The organism is Pseudomonas baetica (assembly GCF_019733355.1).
GTDB classification, from domain to species: Bacteria; Pseudomonadota; Gammaproteobacteria; order Pseudomonadales; family Pseudomonadaceae; genus Aquipseudomonas; species Aquipseudomonas baetica_A.
The window spans coordinates 16,692-33,101 of sequence record NZ_JAIHLQ010000032.1 but is presented as its reverse complement, the minus strand read 5'-3'; the positions used below and the strand labels follow the sequence as shown (position 1 = coordinate 33,101).

The window sequence follows — 16,410 nt, the reverse complement described above, 5'->3', positions numbered from 1 at the left end:
CTACATCAAAGCCCGCTGCTCGGGCTTTGCGCATTTACTCGGGGGCGGCTGCGTGACTGTCTGCCAAGGCAAATATTTTGCTCGCTGTTCTGCCATCAAACCGTTGCCGCCAGATGCCGACGTGCGGCAAACCGGCCCGATCATCTCGGCGTTGAGACTCGATACCCCGTCTGCTTTGTTCAAGCGTCTTGAGATGAGCGCCATCGATCTTGAAGCTCAGGGGCAGACTCTTCTCGGCATCGTAGTGAAAATGCGCGTGCCACAACGGCGTGTTATCGGTGCTGTCGCTGATCGAATAAACGTCCAGAAATGACCTTTTCTGGCCTTTGCCCGATAGCTTGCGATCAACGATCTTGCTGACCTTGAGCTCGTTACGATCCAGCAGATAATTCAGGCGCATGATGTCCAGCACGTCTTTGTTCTTGTACATCCGCACCAGCGTTTTCTGGCCTTGGTCGGTCAACGAATCGGCTGCGGCGCGCAACTGTCCGGCCAGGTTGATGATCACTCGATCTTCAACATCTGTTTCGTGGTTTTCCAGTTGTCTTGCCTGTTGGTTGAGCAAATCGGTTTCCTTGCCCAGGTCTTCGACGATCTTTGTCGGGTTAGTGTTTTGGGCTTCTTGTGTTCTCGCGTTGGCAGCGTGATCTTCGACCCTGGCCAGTAACCGGTTTGCCTCGCCAATGAGTTGTGGCCGCGGCGTTCGGATAAGCGGAGGAAGCACTGGCAGCCATTCGTCTTCTATTTTTTTGTAGCGCCTGGGAGGTGAATCGGGTCGCAGCAGGTCGGGAACATTGATCGTGATGGTGCCGTCCGATGCGGTTTCCGTTTCCCCGACCATCACTCTGTAAGTGCCGTGCTGGCGGGTGCGGAATATTTTCCTGGCACGCGCGGGTGGGGCTAGCGCTTCGTTGATGGGTTGCGGCGGGATAAAGTCGTAATCAATGTCTTGGTCGAGGCTCGGCAGATCGTTCGTTCGCTCGGACGCGTCAAGAATTTCGGTCAACTTGTTTTCGATTTTTTTCTCGATGGGATCGATCAGGGTAACGATCTCCCTGATGTATTCGGCGTTGGGATGCTCCGAGGCGAGCAGCGTTTCAAAGCGGGTTTTATCTCCCTTGATTTGATCAAGGGCCAACAGTAGCGCCATTGGATGCTCTCGTTGCGGAGCGTTTTGCAAATCTCCGGTGATCAGGTCGATGGCCGAGAGCGAGGGCATGGTCGTGTTTGGCGCATAGTCGGGAGCGTCCGCAAACAGGTGAACGTAAAGGGTCAGTTTGTTGAAGTTGATGCGCTCGGTATCGGGCACCTGGAGGCGTAGCTCGGCGAGTCGCGGGGCTGCTCCGGGCGAGGCTTTTCTGATCTGCTCCATCACTGCCTGGCGCTCTTCGAGAAACTTCAGTTTCTTGTTCAGATGCTTGATGGTTTTCTTGCAGTTCTCGGCACTCAGATCTGTCACCGCAGGCCGGACCCTGAGATCCATGACGGCCATCAGTCTGTTGAGATATTCCACTCGTTCTATCCGGAAGGTATGCAGTTCTTCCTTGAAAACCCCGCTTGCTTTGATGAGAGGTAGCCAATCCTTGTTATCAACGAGCGACTGAACAAAGTCCGTCTGCTTTTTGATGTGCTTGAGCAGGTGTACCTCAAGCGCAATCAGGCCTGCCGTCTTGGCCGCGCCATCAGGCAGATTGCGGGCCCGGCCCCAAAGAGTGTCGTAGTGTTCAGATGATTCGGTCAGAGCCCGGTGAGCATCCGCGAAAGGTTGGTAACGTTGCATCAGGAACGCCAGGTTGGCTTGCCGGCCCTCATTGCGGTGCATGCCGCCCCTCAAACCCGTGAGGATGGAAACCCAGGTGTTCTCCTCGTTCCGAGTGATCGCCCGGGTTTCGCCACTGCGACTGGCGCGGTAGATGTTCGCGCTATCGGAGGCAACGGGATCCTTGGGGTTCACAATACGCCACACCTTTTGAGCCGGCGTGGACGCGTCAAGGTCCTGCATGACCTGATACGCGTGGCTGTCGATGACTACATAGAGCTTGCCCTCGTGGCGAAACAGGCCGTCACTGCCAGGCTCGACACCGCTGAAATCCAGGTCCGAGCGAAAAGTGTTCAGCCTTGCCTCCGTCAGTGGGAGCGTGCTTGAGTCAACGTCATTGAGCGGATGCCAGAGGCCGCTGTTGGTGTCGCGCAGCAATACCGGGCCGGAGGGAAGCAATTCGCTCGAAAGTCGCGCCCGATACAGTCCGGTGTCCGGATCCACTGCGACAAGAACGGTACCGCCATCGGGCACGTCGACATACCGGCGTTTGTTGTAAACCCTGAAACCTTCGCTGTTGGCCGCCGGTAACTCTGTCGCGGCTTTGAGCCAGTAGTAATTCAGCGGCTGAGGGATGACGGAAGGCGCCGCAATGGGAGCCGGCGTCAGGTGAATCGTGACGGGAGGGGCCGGTAGTATTGCGTCAAGGTCTGTATCGCCCGGTAGTCTGGCCGGCGGCTTCGCAGGGTCGACAGAGATCCACGGATCGAAGAATTTGCGGCCCGTAGCGTCAGGATGCGGTACGTCGATGTCCGTTCGTCGATTCGGTCTGATGTGGGCATCCACATTCAAGTGGGGGGCATTGCGAGGTGGTTTTCCTGCCATGTTTTTTCATCCTTGAAAAATGACCCCCGGCTTTCGCGCAAGGGCTTGTTTTATTTGGCATCGTGCCGGTTTGCATGATTGCGCAGGTGGCGCTGGAGCTGCCGGCAGAACCCATCCATGGGCGCCTGACTGGCGTTTGGCATCATTGCCAGTGTCTGGCGGGTCGAAAGCCGCCGTAGCATTTTCTGCTTGAAGCACAGAAGAGGGAGCTGAGATTAACAACCGACCATTGCCGTCGGAATTGGTCAAATTTTGTGCTATATTCCGCGCCCGCGATTTTTCATCTCAACACCGGTCGTCGACATGCAAGCAGCCAAGCCGTTATTTGACTATCCAAAATATTGGGCCGAATGTTTCGGACCAGCGCCATTCCTGCCGATGAGCAGGGAGGAGATGGATCAGCTCGGCTGGGATTCGTGCGACATCATCATTGTTACGGGAGATGCCTACGTCGATCACCCGTCGTTTGGCATGGCAATCATCGGCCGGCTGCTGGAGTCTCAGGGCTTTCGCGTCGGGATCATTGCGCAGCCGAACTGGCAGTCCAAAGACGACTTCATGAAGCTCGGCGAGCCAAACCTGTTCTTCGGGGTCGCGGCCGGCAACATGGACTCGATGATCAACCGCTACACCGCGGACAAAAAGATCCGTTCCGACGACGCCTACACCCCGGGCGGCATGGCCGGCAAACGTCCGGATCGCGCCAGCCTGGTTTACAGCCAGCGCTGCAAAGAGGCGTACAAACATGTGCCGATCGTGCTCGGCGGCATTGAAGCCTCCCTGCGCCGCATCGCTCACTACGACTACTGGCAGGATCGCGTGCGCAACTCGATCCTGATCGACGCCAGCGCCGACATTCTCCTGTACGGCAACGCCGAGCGGGCCATCGTCGAAGTCGCCCAGCGTCTGTCCTACGGTCACAAGATCGAAGACATCACCGACGTGCGCGGCACCGCGTTCATTCGCCGTGACACGCCGGCGGGCTGGTACGAAGTCGATTCCACCCGTATCGACCGTCCGGGCAAGGTCGACAAGATCATCAACCCGTACGTGAATACCCAGGACACCCAGGCCTGCGCCATCGAGCAGGAAAAGGGCCCAGTGGATGATCCGGAAGAAGCCAAGGTCGTGCAGATCCTGGCCAGCCCGCGCATGACTCGCGACAAGACTGTGATCCGTCTGCCGTCGGTAGAAAAGGTTCGTGGCGATGCCGTTCTTTATGCCCACGCCAACCGCGTGCTGCACTTGGAAACCAATCCGGGCAACGCCCGTGCGCTGGTGCAGAAGCATGGCGAAGTCGACGTCTGGTTCAACCCGCCGCCGATTCCGATGACCACTGAAGAAATGGACTACGTGTTCGGCATGCCTTACGCGCGCGTTCCGCACCCGGCGTACGGCAAGGAGAAAATTCCGGCCTACGACATGATCCGTTTCTCGGTGAACATCATGCGTGGCTGCTTCGGCGGCTGCACCTTCTGCTCGATCACCGAGCACGAAGGCCGGATCATCCAGAACCGCTCCGAAGAGTCGATCATTCGCGAAATCGAAGAGATCCGCGACAAGGTACCGGGTTTCACCGGTGTCATTTCCGACCTCGGCGGCCCGACCGCGAACATGTACCGCATCGCCTGCAAAACGCCGGAAATCGAATCCGCGTGCCGCAAGCCGTCCTGTGTGTTCCCGGGTATCTGCCCGAACCTGAACACCGACCACTCGTCGTTGATTCAGCTGTACCGCAGTGCGCGTGCGTTGCCGGGTGTGAAGAAGATTCTGATTGCTTCCGGCCTGCGTTATGACCTCGCGGTCGAGTCGCCGGAATACGTCAAAGAGCTGGTGACTCACCACGTCGGTGGTTACCTGAAGATCGCCCCGGAACACACCGAGGAAGGTCCGCTCAATCAGATGATGAAACCGGGCATCGGCAGCTATGACAAGTTCAAGCGCATGTTCGAGAAGTACACCAAGGAAGCAGGCAAAGAGCAGTACCTGATTCCGTACTTCATCGCCGCGCACCCGGGCACCACCGACGAAGACATGATGAACCTGGCCCTCTGGCTCAAGGGCAACGGCTTCCGTGCCGACCAGGTGCAGGCGTTCTACCCGTCGCCGATGGCCACCGCCACCGCGATGTACCACTCGGGCAAAAACCCGCTGCGCAAGGTCACTTACAAGAGTGACGGCGTGACCATCGTCAAGAGCGAAGAGCAGCGTCGTCTGCACAAGGCGTTCTTGCGTTATCACGACCCGAAAGGCTGGCCGATGTTGCGTGAAGCGCTGACCCGCATGGGCCGTGGCGATCTTATCGGGCCGGGCAAGGATCAACTGATCCCGCTGCATCAGCCGTCCACCGACAGCTATCAGAGCGCCCGTCGCAAGAACTCGACGCCGGCAGGCAGCCATAAAGTGGCAAAAGAGGGCAAAGAGAAAACCACCAAGATTCTCACCCAGCACACCGGTCTGCCACCGCGTGCCAGTGATGGTGGTAATCCGTGGGACAAGCGTGAACAGGCCAAGGCGGCGGCGTTCGCCCGCAACCAGCAGGCCGCCAAGGAGCGCAAGGACGCGGCCAAGGGCAAAGGGCCGAAGCCGGCGCGCAAACCGGTGGTGCCACGCTAAGTCGCTTTTTAGCTCAACAGAACGCCAACCTTCGGGTTGGCGTTTTGCATTTCAGGGTTTAGGAAATGTGTTGTAACCACTGGTGCCATCGCTGGCAAGCCAGCTCCCACAGGGATATTCAGTGGCCACCGTTTTATGAACGACAGATAAAACCTGTGGGAGCTGGCTTGCCAGCGATGGCGTCAGGTCAGACACCCAATCAACACCTGCCCGCCACATTTAGGCGCAACTTCGCTCAACCATTTCCCCGCATCGCCCGATTTTGGTGCTGTACTGCCCAAAGCATTCCGGGAAAGCGCCCAAGCCTCTGTATGGCATAAGTCTTGCGCGCTTTCGAATACGCTTAGGCTCGCAGGAGGCACGCCGTGTCGATTCATGTCGCATTGCATCACGTCACGCATTATCGCTACGACCGCGCTGTCGAACTCGGCCCGCAGATCGTTCGCCTGCGCCCGGCCGCCCACAGCCGCACGCGAATTCTCTCGTATGCGTTGAAAGTCTCGCCCGAGCAGCATTTCATCAACTGGCAACAGGACCCGCAGGGTAATTACCTGGCGCGATTGGTGTTCCCAGAGAAAACCGATGAGTTGCGCATCGAAGTCGATCTGCTGGCCGAAATGGCCGTGTTCAACCCGTTCGACTTCTTCCTCGAACCTTACGCCGAGAAAATCCCCTTCGCTTACGCCGCCGATGAGCGCAAGGAGTTGGCGCCGTACCTTGAAACCCTGCCGCTGACGCCGAAGTTCAAAGCCTATCTGGACGCGATCGACCGCACGCCGCTGCCCGCCGTCGACTTTCTGGTGGCACTCAATCAGCGTCTGAGTGAAGACATCGGCTACTTGATTCGCATGGAACCGGGCGTGCAAACCCCGGAACACACCCTTGAACACGCCTCCGGCTCCTGCCGCGACTCGGCGTGGTTGCTGGTGCAACTGCTGCGCAACCTCGGACTGGCGGCGCGTTTCGTCTCCGGTTATCTGATTCAGCTCACTGCCGACGTAAAAAGCCTCGACGGCCCCAGCGGCACCGACGTCGACTTCACAGACCTTCACGCCTGGTGCGAGGTGTATTTGCCGGGCGCCGGTTGGATCGGCCTGGACGCCACGTCCGGGTTGTTCGCCGGTGAAGGGCATATCCCGCTGGCCTGTAGCCCCGATCCCTCCTCAGCGGCACCGATCAGCGGCATGGTCGAACCTTGCGAAACGCAATTCAGCCACGAAATGTCCGTGGAGCGAATCTGGGAGGCGCCACGCGTTACCAAGCCCTATACCGATGAGCAATGGCTGGCGATTCAGGCGTTGGGCCGGCAGATCGATGCCGACCTGCTGGAAGGCGATGTGCGCCTGACCATGGGCGGCGAACCGACCTTCGTGTCCATCGATGACCCGGATGGCGCCGAATGGAACACCGCCGCGTTGGGGGCGGACAAACGTCGGCTCTCCGCCGAACTGTTTCAGCGCATGCGCAAGCATTACGCGCCGAAGGGGCTGGTGCACTTCGGTCAGGGCAAGTGGTACCCCGGCGAGCAACTCCCGCGCTGGTCGCTGAACTGCTATTGGCGCCGCGATGGTGCGCCGATCTGGCACAACGACGCGTTGATCGCCGACGAGCAACAGGATTACGGCGCCGATGGCGAGTTGGCCGGACGCTTTCTGGCGAGTGTCGCCGAACGCCTGAAACTGCCCACACATTTTGTATTCCCTGCCTATGAGGACAATTTCTATTACCTCTGGCGCGAGGGTTCGTTGCCGAGCAACGTCAGTGCCGAAGATTCGCGTCTGGAGGAGCCTTTAGAACGCGCACGCCTGCGCAAAGTCTTCAGTCAGGGCCTGGATAAAGTGATCGGCCAAGTGCTGCCGCTCGCACGCACTGCCAAAGGTGATCAATGGCAGAGCGGGCGCTGGTATCTGCGCGACGATCATTGCCGCTTGGTGCCGGGAGACTCGCCGCTGGGCTACCGCTTGCCGCTCGGCTCGCAGCCCTGGGTGAAGGCGGCGGAGTATCCGTTCATCCATCCCCAGGACCCGAATCAGGACTTTCCCGAACTGCCGGACGCCGCGCAACTGAACAGTCACGGTGAGCCCGCCATGGCTGACGAGCGCGCACCGAAAATCGATGAATCCGCCGATTGGCTGACCCGCACCGCGTTCTGCGCCGAAGCCCGCGAAGGGCGGTTGTACCTGTTCATGCCGCCGCTGGAACGGGTCGAGGACTATCTGGAACTGGTCGCGGCCATCGAGGCCACCGCCGAAGAACTGCATTGTCCGGTGCTGCTGGAAGGCTACGAGCCGCCGAGCGATCAGCGTTTGAGCAACTTGCGCATTACTCCGGATCCGGGCGTGATCGAAGTGAACGTGCAGCCTTCAGCGACCTGGGACGAGTTGGTCGAGCGCACCGAGTTTCTCTATGAAGAAGCGCGGCAAACCCGCCTGACCACCGAGAAGTTCATGATTGATGGCCGCCACACGGGCACCGGTGGCGGTAACCATTTCGTCCTCGGCGGCGCGACACCGGCGGATTCGCCGTTCCTGCGCCGTCCGGATTTGCTGCGCAGCCTGATCAGTTACTGGCACAACCACCCGTCGTTGTCGTATTTGTTTTCCGGGTTGTTCATCGGCCCGACGTCCCAAGCGCCACGGGTCGACGAGGCGCGTAACGACGCGTTGTATGAGCTGGAAATTGCCTTTGCGCAGATGCCTGAACCGGGTGAGGAGTGCGCGCCATGGTTGGTGGATCGGCTGTTGCGCAATCTGCTGATCGACGTCACCGGCAACACCCATCGCGCCGAATTCTGCATCGACAAACTCTATTCACCGGACGGCGCCACCGGTCGCCTCGGGTTGCTGGAGTTGCGCGCCTTTGAAATGCCGCCGCACGCACGCATGAGCCTGGCGCAGCAATTGTTGCTGCGGGCGCTGGTCGCACGCTTTTGGCGCGAGCCTTACGCGCCGCCGAAACTGGCACGGTGGGGCACTGAACTGCACGATCGCTTTCTGTTGCCGCACTTTATCGAACAGGATTTCGCCGACGTCATCGTCGAACTCAACAGCGCCGGTTATTCGTTGCGCGCCGAGTGGTTTGCGGCGCATCTGGAGTTTCGTTTTTCCAAGGTCGGTGACTACGCCGTCAACGGCATCGAGCTGGAACTGCGTCAAGCGCTTGAGCCGTGGCATGTGTTGGGCGAGGAGGGCACGGCGGGTGGCACGGTGCGTTACGTCGATTCATCGCTGGAGCGTTTACAGGTCAAGCTCAAGGGCTTACCGCCGCAGCGGTATCTGCTGACCTGCAACGGCATTGCCGTGCCGTTGCACCCGACCGGACGTGTGGGCGAATTCGTCGCTGGTGTGCGCTATCGGGCCTGGCAACCGGCCAACTGCCTGCAACCGACCATCCCGGTACACGCCCCGCTGGTGTTCGACCTGCTCGACACCTGGATGCAACGCTCGTTGGGTGGCTGCCAGTACCACGTCGCCCACCCCGGCGGGCGTAATTACGAGACGCTGCCGGTCAACGCCAATGAAGCGGAGAGTCGGCGCATGGCGCGTTTCTTCCGCATCGGACACACGCCGGGGAAACTTCCCATACCTGATCTGACAATCTCCGACGAGCTACCGATGACGCTCGATTTACGACGTTTCTAAATCGTGCGCGACGCCCGGATTTTTCGTATATCCGGGCGTCATGTGCCTGCGTTAGTCTGACCGTTCCTTGCTGTCTGCCGAGCTTTCCATGCCTGACCTGCTAGACCGCTATCCGCTGACGGCGGGCACCTATCACGAACTGCTCGATGGCAGTGGTGCGGTGCGCCCGCACTGGCAACGCCTGTTCGACCAATTGCAGCGCAGCAGTCCGGCGCTATTGCTGCAGCGTCAGGCTTTGCTGGCCCGGCAGATTCAGGAAAACGGTGTGACTTACAACGTCTATGCCGACCCCAAAGGGGCTGATCGCCCGTGGGAGCTGGACCTGCTGCCGAACGTGATCGCTGCTGATGAGTGGCAGCAATTGTCGGCGGGGATCGCTCAGCGTGCGCGACTGCTCAATGCAGTGCTGGCGGATCTGTACGGCCCGCAACGGTTGATCAGTGAAGGCCTGCTGCCGGCGGAACTGGTGTTCGGGCACAACAATTTTCTCTGGCCGTGTCAGGGCATCACGCTGCCGGAGCAAGCCTTTATGCATCTGTACGCCGTGGATCTGGCGCGCACCCCGGACGGTCGCTGGTGGGTCACGGCGGATCGCACTCAGGCGCCGTCCGGCGCCGGTTATGCGTTGGAAAACCGCACCATCGTGTCGCGGGCGTTTCCCGAGATGTATCGCGATCTCAAGGTGCGGCATCTGGCCGGTTTCTTCCGCACCCTGCAAGAAACCCTGGCTCGTCAGGCGCCTTGCGATGACGACGCACCGCTGGTGGTTTTGCTCACGCCGGGGCGCTTCAACGAAAGCTATTTCGAACATTTGTATCTGGCCCGCCAGCTTGGCTATCCCTTGGTCGAGGGCGGCGACCTGACGGTGCGCGATGCCACGGTGTACCTGAAAACCCTCAGCGGTTTGCGCCGGGTGCACGCGATCATGCGTCGGCTCGATGATGACTTCTGCGATCCACTGGAGCTGCGCACGGATTCTGCACTCGGTGTTCCGGGGCTGCTTGAGGCGGTGCGTCAGGGCCGGGTGCTGGTCGCCAATGCGCTCGGCAGCGGCGTGCTGGAGTCCCCGGGGTTGCTGGGGTTTTTGCCGAAGATCAACCAATACCTGTTTGGCGAAGAACTGATCCTGCCATCCATCGCGACCTGGTGGTGCGGTGAAGCGCCGGTGTTGGCCCAGGCTTTGGAAAAACTGCCGGAATTGTTGATCAAACCGGCCTTTCCCTCGCAAAGTTTTGCACCGGTATTTGGCCGTGATCTGAGTGAAAAGCAGCGCAAGAGCTTGTCCGAGCGCATGCAGGCACGGCCTTACGCCTATGTAGCGCAAGAATTGGCCCAGTTGTCCCAGGCACCGATCTGGCAAGCCGAAGACGGCCAGTTGCAGCCCCGCGCCATCGGGATGCGCATGTACGCCGTGGCCGGTAGTGACGGGTATCGGGTGCTGCCGGGTGGTCTGACCCGAGTGGCGGCCGACGCCGATGCCGAAGTGGTATCGATGCAGCGCGGCGGGGCGAGCAAGGACACCTGGGTGCTGGGTGATCGAGCGCCAAGCGGCGAGCAATGGAAGACTCAACGCAACGTCGGTGTACACGATCTGGTGCGACGCGACCCTTACCTGCCGTCGCGGGTGGTGGAAAACCTGTTCTGGTTTGGCCGCTACTGCGAGCGTTGCGACGACAGTGCGCGACTGCTGCGGATCATGCTGGCGCGTTACGTCGACGGCGATGACCCGCAAGCCTTGCTGGCAGCGGTCGACCTCGGCGAGCGACTGGCGCTGTTGCCGGACGAAGGTGAGCTGCCAGAGCGCTTGCTGGCTGCGTTGCTCGGCGAGGACTGGTCGTTCAGCCTGCGTTCCAACTTGCAACGCCTACAGTGGGCCGCTTCGCAGGTGCGCGGCAAGCTCTCGCGGGAAAACTGGCAAGCGCTGGTGGAATTGCAGCGTGAAGCCACGGAACTGGATACCGACGAGCCGGACTTCGGCGAGTTGCTGGATTTCCTCAATCGTCTGGTGATGTCGCTCGCGGCGCTGTCCGGGTTTGCGCTGGACGACATGACCCGTGATGAAGGCTGGCGCTTTCTGATGATCGGCCGGCGCATCGAGCGTCTGCAATTTCTGAGCAGCAGCCTGGCAGCGTTTCTGCGTGGCGCAGGGGCGTTCGATCAGGCGGGACTTGAATGGTTGCTGGAGCTGGGTAACAGCAGCATCACTTATCGCTCTCGCTACCTGGCGGTGGCGCAGTTGATTCCTGTGCTCGACCTGTTACTGCTTGATGAGCAGAACCCGCACGCGGTGTTGTTCCAGTTGAAACTGGTGACCCGCACGTTGAAACGCCTGAACGATGATTTCGGTGTGCCAAGGGAGGCCGGGCTGGCACAACTGGTCGAGCGCCTGGGGCGTTTTGATCTGGGCTGTCTGGAGAATCCGTTGTTTGGTGAGTCCAGCGTGCGGTCGGCGCTTGATGGTCTGGCGGATCTGCTGCAAGCGATCGCCGACGCCAGCGGGCAAGTATCGGATCGTCTGGCCCTGCGCCATTTCGCCCATGTCGATGATGTCAGCCAGCGCACGGTGTCCGTCTGATGAACGCGCATTACCAGATCTTCCACGACACCTGTTATCACTACGACAGCCCGGTGTCCCTTGCGCAACAACTGGCGCACCTGTGGCCGCGTGAGTGCGCCTGGCAGCGCTGCACCGAACAGCAATTGTTGATCAGTCCAGAGCCGACCGCGCGTCGTGATGAACAGGATGTGTTCGGCAATCCATTGACCCGACTGGCGTTCGAGCGGCCCCACGATGAATTGCAGGTCAATGCCCGGCTCACGGTTGAAGTGCTGGCGCGACCAGTACTGGATTTCAATCAATCCCCGGCGTGGGAGCTGACGCGCAATGCGCTGACCTACAGCAGCCAGCCGCTGCCTGCCGACCTGCTTGAGGCGTGTCGTTATCGATTCCAGTCACCGTATGTGCATCTCAAGCGCAGCTTCGTCGAGTTCTCCCAAAGCTGTTTCCCGCCAGGCCGGTCTTTGCTGCTGGGCGTGCAGGATCTGATGCAGAAGATTTTCAGCGAATTCACCTTCGATGCCGAGGCGACGCAGGTGGCGACGCCGCTGGTGCAAGTGCTGGAGCGGCGACGTGGGGTTTGTCAGGACTTCGCTCATCTGATGCTGGCGTGCGTGCGTTCACGCGGATTGGCGGCGCGTTACGTCAGCGGGTACCTGTTGACCCAGCCGCCTCCAGGGCAGCCACGGTTGATCGGCGCCGATGCGTCGCATGCCTGGGTTTCGGTGTTCTGTCCGGTACTGGGGTGGGTGGATTTCGATCCGACCAACAACGTGCAGCCTGCGCTGGAGCACATTACGTTGGCGTGGGGGCGGGATTTTTCCGATGTGTCGCCATTGCGGGGGGTGATTCTGGGCGGGGGGAGCCATGATCCGGATGTGCGGGTCACGGTTATGCCACTGGAGTCATAACAATCAAATGTGCGAGCGGGCTTGCTCGCGAAGGCAATTTCTCAGTGACATTCAGGGGTGAATGTCACGACGCTTTCGCGAGCAAGCCTGCTCCCACAGGGACTCTGTTCAAGGATTGCGCAAACGGCTCAGGCGTCAGGCGCCTGATCTTTCGGTGCATCAACAGCATCATCTGTCGCCACTTCACCGTCAGGGTTCAGTGCCGCGTCTTCAGCTGATTGTTTCTTGCGCTGAAGCTTTTCCTCTTTCTTCTTTTCCTTTTCCAGGTCTCGTTGACGTTTGGCGAAGGAGTAATTGGGTTTGGCCATGAGCGATCCTCTGGGGTCGAAGGTGAGGTTGAGCGGCGCGTATTCTGCCCTGTATCGGTGCCTGGCAGTTAGCCGGGTTTTTGGTCGACCCACTTTGGCGTGACGGTCGGCCTCCAGTTATCCAGGGAATCGAGCAGTGTTTGCGGCGATTCGCTCACTTGCAGCATGTCACGGTGTGGCCCGCGAACGAAGCCTTCGCCGACGATGTGGTCGAGAAATGCAGTGAGTTTGCTGTAAAAGCCGTTCACTTCCAGCAGGCCCAGCGGTTTGCCGTGGTAGCCGAGTTGGCCCCAGGTCCAGACTTCAAACAGCTCTTCCAGCGTGCCGAGGCCGCCGGGCAGGGCGATAAACGCGTCGCTCAGCTCAGCCATGCGTGCCTTGCGGGCGTGCATGCCATCGACGACTTCAAGGCGAGTCAGGCTTTTGTGGCCGATCTCCTTGTCCATCAGGCTTTGCGGAATGATCCCAATGACTTCGCCGCCGGCGGCCAGCGCTGCATCGGCGACGATGCCCATCAAACCGACGGCGCCACCGCCGTAGACCAAGGTCAACTTGCGTTCGGCCAGCGCCCGACCAAGGGCGACGGCGGCTTCGGTGTAAGCCGGATCAGTGCCAGCATTGGCACCGCAAAACACACAAACGGATTTCAGGGACATGCCTTTCTCCTGGGGCGATCAGTCGCACAGGGTAATGGCTGGCACGCCTCGCTCCAAGGTCTAAACTTCGCGCTGGGGCGTTTCGCAGGTGCCACTGGCACCACAGGCATACGCGGCAAGCAAGCTGCACAACAGGCTGTTAAAGATCATGACTGGCGCTCCGTATCAATGAGATGGGCCGATCATAGGTTTTGTCGGCTGATCTGGCCGTTAGATTGTCTTGATGAGTGTCATAGCCTGAAAGTTGTATACAATTTTTGACTCAAGTCATAGGAACTTGCGAAGATTTCAGGCAGTCTTCCAACCATTAGTGTTTTTGTTAACCCTGCCTTGGAGATTCACCATGTTTTCCAAAGTTGTTGCGGTATCCCTGCTGGCGCTGGCCAGCAGCCAATTGATGGCTGCCGAGTGCAAAACCACCGTTGACTCCACCGATCAGATGTCCTTCAACACCAAGGAAATCGTGATCGACAAGAGCTGCAAGACGTTCACCGTCGAGCTGACTCACTCCGGTAGCCTGCCGAAGAACGTGATGGGCCATAACCTGGTCATCAGTAAAGCGGCCGACATGCAGCCGATCGCTACCGACGGCTTGGCGGCTGGCATCGACAAAAACTACCTGAAAGACGGTGATGATCGCGTGATCGCGCACACCAAGATCATTGGCGCTGGCGAGAAAGACTCGCTGACCTTCGATGTATCTAAACTGGCTGCCGGCACCGATTACGGCTTCTTCTGCTCGTTCCCGGGCCACATCTCGATGATGAAAGGCACCCTGACCGTCAAGTAAGCAGGATCACCGCGTCATCGTTCTTCGCGAGCAGGCTCGCTCCCACAGGCTTGGTGTCGGTCACATGTTCTGTGAACAACTCAAACACTGTGGTCGCGGGTTTGCTCGCGAAGAGGCCATCAGCGTCGATAAAGTGATTGGCCAAAAAAAAAGCCCGCTGAGGATCGCTCCCCAGCGGGCTTTTTCGTTCACTTACCGATCAAGGCGCAAACGGCATGACCCGTTTGTGATGGGTCTTGTTGTAGGTCGCGACAATGATGTCGAACGCTTCCTGACGCACCGCCTCGCCATGCAGGAAGGCATCGATCTCGGCATACGTCACGCCGTGGGACGCTTCGTCCGGCTTGCCCGGCGACAGGTCCTCCAGATCCGCAGTCGGAACCTTCTCAACCAGCGACTCCGGTGCACCAAAGTGGCGGGCAATCGCGCGCACCTGGTTTTTTACCAAACCGCTGAGCGGTGCCAGGTCGCAGGCACCGTCGCCGAACTTGGTGAAGAAACCCATCACTGCTTCCGCCGCATGGTCAGTGCCGATCACCAGCCCCTGCGCCGCGCCAGCGATGGTGTACTGAGCCACCATCCTCATCCGCGCTTTGGTGTTGCCGAGGACGAAATCCACCGACACCGCGTGTTTGCCTTCAAACGCCGCGACTTCACTGGCCAGCGACTTTACCGCCGGCCCGATATTGACCGTGTGGCGCTCGTCCGGGGCGATGAAATCCACCGAGGCTTGGGCATCGTGTTCGTCGAACTGGGTTTCGTACGGCAGGCGCACGGCGATGAACTTGTAGCGGTTGTCGCCACTGCGCTCACGCAGTTCACGCATGGCGCGCTGGGCCAACAAACCGGCAGTCAACGAGTCGACGCCGCCGCTGATGCCCAGCACCAGGGTCTTGAGTCCGGAATGGGTCAGGCAATCCTGGATAAAGGTGATGCGCCGGGCAACTTCGGCCTCAAGGGCTTGGTGGTTGGCGAACGGCGGCTGGACCTTGAGCTGTTCAGCAATCTCACGCTGTACGGCTTGCATGAATTCACTCCTTGCTAGATGGACTGGAATCGGCAGGAACCTGGAAAACATGTCGCAAATAGGCGACGAAATTCGGGTCTTTGCATTGCGACTTGCCTGGCTCGTCGGAGATCTTCGCCACCGGTTGGCCGTTGCAGGCGGTCATTTTAAGCACGATGCTCATCGGTTCAACACCCGGAATGTCACAGGTCAGGTTGGTACCGATGCCGAAGCTCACGTTGATCCGACCGTGCAGCGCGCGGAATATCTCCAGCGACTTGGGCAGGGTCAGGCTGTCGGAGAACACCAGCGTCTTGCTCATCGGGTCGATACCGAGCTTGTGGTAATGGGCGATGCACTTTTCGCCCCACACCACGGGATCTCCGGAATCGTGGCGCAAACCGTCGAAAAGCTTGGCAAAGAACAGGTCGAAGTCACCGAGGAAGGCATCGGTGGTGATGCAGTCGGTGAGGGCGATCCCCAGCAGGCCACGGTACTCGCGCACCCAGCAGTCGAGGGCGGCAATCTGGCTGTCGATCAGCCGCGGGCCGAGTTGCTGGTGCGCCATGATCCATTCGTGGGCCATGGTGCCTAGCGGCTTCATGTCCAGTTCGCGGGACAGGTGCACGTTGCTGGTGCCGACGAAACGCCCGGGGAAATCGTGCTTGAGCACGTTCACCACTTCTTCCTGCACGCGATACGAGAACCGGCGACGGGTGCCGAAATCCGCCACCTGCAATTGCGCCAGTTCGTCTGCCGAGGCGTTGGCGGTCAGCCAGTCGAACTTGCGGTAGAGCTGCTCACGCGCTTGTTCGAGCACGGTTTCGCGGTAGCGATAGCGGTTGCGCACTTCGCTGACGATGGCCAGCAGGGGCACTTCGTAAAGGATCACATGCAGCCAGGGCCCACGCAGGCGGATGAACAGCTCGCCGTTCTCGATGCCGGTGTGCACATAACGCAGGTTGAAGCGGAACAGCCCGAGAAAACGCAGGAAATCCGGTTTAAGGAAGGAGATGCGCTCAAGGAAACTCAGTTGATCGGCGCTCAGGCTCAGCTCGGCCAAACGCTCGATCTGATAGCGAATTTCCGCCAGATACGGGCGCAGATCCTCACTGTTACGGCAACGGAACTCCCATTCGACTTCGACGTTGGGATAGTTGTGCAGCACCGCCTGCATCATGGTCAGTTTGTAGAAGTCGGTGTCGAGCAGGTTCTGCACGATGCGATCGGCAAACACACTCTCGCTCATAGCGGGTCTCCAGGTACGCCGCGCCGTTGCGC

General features: G+C 59.7%; 10 protein-coding genes. 5 read left to right on the top strand and 5 right to left on the bottom strand.

All coding sequences use genetic code 11. The features are described 5' to 3' along the window. Positions 1-34: 34 nt before the first annotated feature. Positions 35-2,644 carry a hypothetical protein gene (locus K5E40_RS24835; RefSeq protein ID WP_221733082.1) on the bottom strand — a complete coding sequence of 870 codons (2,610 nt, stop codon included), beginning with the start codon at positions 2,642-2,644 and terminating at the stop codon, positions 35-37. A 303-nt stretch (positions 2,645-2,947) separates the two neighbouring features. Between K5E40_RS24835 and K5E40_RS24830 the strand changes: the two genes are divergently transcribed. From K5E40_RS24830 to K5E40_RS24815, 4 genes are all read left to right on the top strand, one after another. Then, positions 2,948-5,260, top strand: a complete 2,313-nt coding sequence (locus K5E40_RS24830; RefSeq protein ID WP_221733081.1) for a YgiQ family radical SAM protein — start codon at positions 2,948-2,950, stop codon at positions 5,258-5,260. Between the two features lie 365 nt (positions 5,261-5,625). Further along, the gene (locus K5E40_RS24825) at positions 5,626-8,901 is read left to right on the top strand and encodes a DUF2126 domain-containing protein (protein WP_221733080.1); all 3,276 of its coding nucleotides are present in this window, start codon (positions 5,626-5,628) and stop codon (positions 8,899-8,901) included. Positions 8,902-8,989: 88 nt separating this feature from the next. After that, entirely contained in the window at positions 8,990-11,476 is a 2,487-nt protein-coding gene (locus K5E40_RS24820; protein WP_221733079.1) for a circularly permuted type 2 ATP-grasp protein, read from the top strand. Beyond that, positions 11,476-12,369 (top strand): transglutaminase family protein, encoded by an 894-nt coding sequence (locus K5E40_RS24815; protein ID WP_221733078.1) that lies wholly within the window; start codon positions 11,476-11,478, stop codon positions 12,367-12,369. The genes K5E40_RS24820 and K5E40_RS24815 overlap by 1 nt, the downstream gene beginning before the upstream one ends. A 128-nt stretch (positions 12,370-12,497) precedes the next feature. On the opposite strand, the gene K5E40_RS24810 is transcribed toward K5E40_RS24815, so the two are convergent. Together K5E40_RS24810 and K5E40_RS24805 are read right to left on the bottom strand one after the other, a co-directional pair. Then, positions 12,498-12,677: a hypothetical protein gene (locus tag K5E40_RS24810; protein WP_221733077.1), complete on the bottom strand. Its 180-nt coding sequence runs from the start codon at positions 12,675-12,677 to the stop codon at positions 12,498-12,500. Between the two features lie 68 nt (positions 12,678-12,745). Then, positions 12,746-13,333: a TIGR00730 family Rossman fold protein gene (locus K5E40_RS24805; protein WP_221733076.1), complete on the bottom strand. Its 588-nt coding sequence runs from the start codon at positions 13,331-13,333 to the stop codon at positions 12,746-12,748. A 343-nt stretch (positions 13,334-13,676) separates the two neighbouring features. Here K5E40_RS24805 and azu point away from each other — a divergent pair, with 343 nt between their 5' ends. Further along, a complete protein-coding gene (gene azu, locus K5E40_RS24800) occupies positions 13,677-14,123 on the top strand; it encodes an azurin (protein ID WP_221733075.1) in 447 nt (148 codons plus the stop codon). 199 nt (positions 14,124-14,322) lie between these two features. On the opposite strand, the gene nadE is transcribed toward azu, so the two are convergent. Further along, the gene (gene nadE / locus K5E40_RS24795; RefSeq protein WP_221733074.1) at positions 14,323-15,150 is read right to left on the bottom strand and encodes an ammonia-dependent NAD(+) synthetase; all 828 of its coding nucleotides are present in this window, start codon (positions 15,148-15,150) and stop codon (positions 14,323-14,325) included. Between the two features lie 4 nt (positions 15,151-15,154). Beyond that, entirely contained in the window at positions 15,155-16,378 is a 1,224-nt protein-coding gene (gene pncB, locus K5E40_RS24790) for a nicotinate phosphoribosyltransferase (RefSeq protein WP_221733073.1), read from the bottom strand. Positions 16,379-16,410 lie beyond the last annotated feature (32 nt).